The organism is Mycobacterium sp. TH-M15 (assembly GCF_057473705.1).
Window position 1 is genome coordinate 1 of record NZ_JBYCLB010000526.1, and the last position, 1,994, is coordinate 1,994.

Annotated in this window: 2 protein-coding genes; both read left to right on the top strand. The window is 68.7% G+C overall.

The features are described 5' to 3' along the window. The coding region (locus tag AC2VNT_RS12850) for a DEAD/DEAH box helicase (RefSeq protein ID WP_486947228.1) at positions 1 to 1,096 on the top strand (1,096 nt) is incomplete at its 5' end. An 11-nt stretch (positions 1,097 to 1,107) separates the two neighbouring features. Further along, a partial coding sequence (locus AC2VNT_RS12855) for an Rv3212 family protein (RefSeq protein WP_486947229.1) occupies positions 1,108 to 1,994 on the top strand: 887 nt, incomplete at its 3' end.

The window sequence follows — 1,994 nt, forward strand, 5'->3', positions numbered from 1 at the left end:
CCAGCTGCAGCTGGGCGGGTTGTCGGTGCTGGTCCTCGATGAGGCCGACGAGATGCTCGATCTGGGCTTCCTTCCCGATATCGAGCGCATCTTGCGGCAGATCCCCACCGACCGGCAATCGATGTTGTTCTCGGCGACCATGCCGGACCCGATCATCACGCTGGCCCGCACATTCATGGACCAGCCCACCCATATCCGGGCCGAGGCACCGCACTCCTTGGCGGTGCACGACACCACCGAGCAGTTCGTCTACCGCGCCCACGCATTGGACAAGGTGGAGCTGGTCAGCCGGATACTGCAGGCGCGTGACCGGGGCGCGACGATGATCTTCACCCGCACCAAGCGCACCGCGCAGAAGGTCGCCGATGAGCTGGGCGAACGCGGTTTCGCGGTGGGCGCCGTGCATGGTGACCTCGGACAGATAGCGCGGGAGAAGGCACTCAAAGCTTTTCGGACCGGCAATGTCGATGTGCTGGTCGCCACCGACGTGGCCGCCCGCGGCATCGACATCGACGACGTCACCCACGTCATCAACTACCAGTGCCCTGAAGACGAGAAGATGTACGTCCACCGCATCGGACGCACGGGCCGTGCCGGTCGCACCGGGGTCGCGGTCACCTTGGTGGACTGGGACGAGCTGCCCCGCTGGGAGACGATCGACAAGGCGCTGGGCTTGGGGTCCCCCGATCCGGCCGAGACCTACGCCAGCTCGCCCCATCTGGACACCGAGTTGGCCATCCCGGCCGAGGCCAGCGGAACTGTCGGCGCGCCGCGCAAGGCGCAGGTCAAACGCCGCGGCACCGACCGTGACGGGGACAAGTCGGAAGCGCCAGAGAAAGCCGAGAAGCCGGCGCGGACGCGCACTGGCGCACGGCGACGCCGCACCCGTGGCGGCCAACTCGTCACCGGACATCCCACCCACAACTTGGCCACCGCCACCTTGGCCAGCAACGGCGAAGCCGTCGCGGAGACGCCGCCGAGTTCCTCGCCCGGCTCCCCATCCACTGACGTCCGCCGTCGCCGGCGCCGCCGCCGCAAGCCGACGGAGGGCGTCGACAACGGTCTCAACAAGAACCTGGCTGCACAGGCAAACTGAGCTTCTGACGCATGGTCAGACCCGAACGCCGGACCAAGGCCGACATCATGGCCGCCGTGACGATCGCGGTCGTCCTCGCCACCGCCGCGTCGCTGATCTGGTGGACCAGCGACGCCCGGGCCACCCTCAGCCGGCCGGCCGCCACCCCGGCGCCCAACCCGACTCCGGCTCGAGAAGTGCCGGCCTCCCTCAACCAGCTCTGGGCCGCTGCCAGTCCTGCCACCACCGCCCCCGTGGTGGTGGGTGGGGCGGTAATCACTGGCGACGGGCGCCAGGTGGATGGGCGCGACCCCGCCACGGGCGAGTCGCGCTGGAGCTATGCCCGCGACAGCGATCTGTGCGGGGTGTCCTGGGTCTACCATTACGCCGTCGCGGTCTATCGAGATGACCGCGGTTGCGGTCAGGTCAGCACCATCGATGGGTCCACCGGCCGTCGCGGAGCCGCCCGCAGTAGCTACGCCGATCCACACGTGCGCCTGTCCTCTGACGGCACGGCGGTGTTGTCGGCCGGCGATACCCGCCTGGAACTCTGGCGCTCGGACATGGTCCGGATGCTCGCCTACGGTGAGATCGACGCCCGGGTGAAACCGTCGGCGCGGGGACTGCACTCCGGATGCACGCTGGAGTCCGCAGCAGCCAGCTCGTCGGCGGTATCGGTGCTCGAGGCCTGTGCCAATCAGGCCGACCTGCGGCTCGTGCTGTTGCGCCCGGGAAAAGAAGACGACGAACCCCAACAACGCCTGGTGGCCGAACCCGGGGTCCGGTCGGGTTCGGGGGCTCGCGTGCTGACGGTGTCCGACACCAATACGGCCGTTTATCTGCCCGGAGAAGCCGGCGCGCAGCCCAGAGTGGACGTGATCGACGAGACCGGAACCACCGTGGCGAGCACACTGCTGGC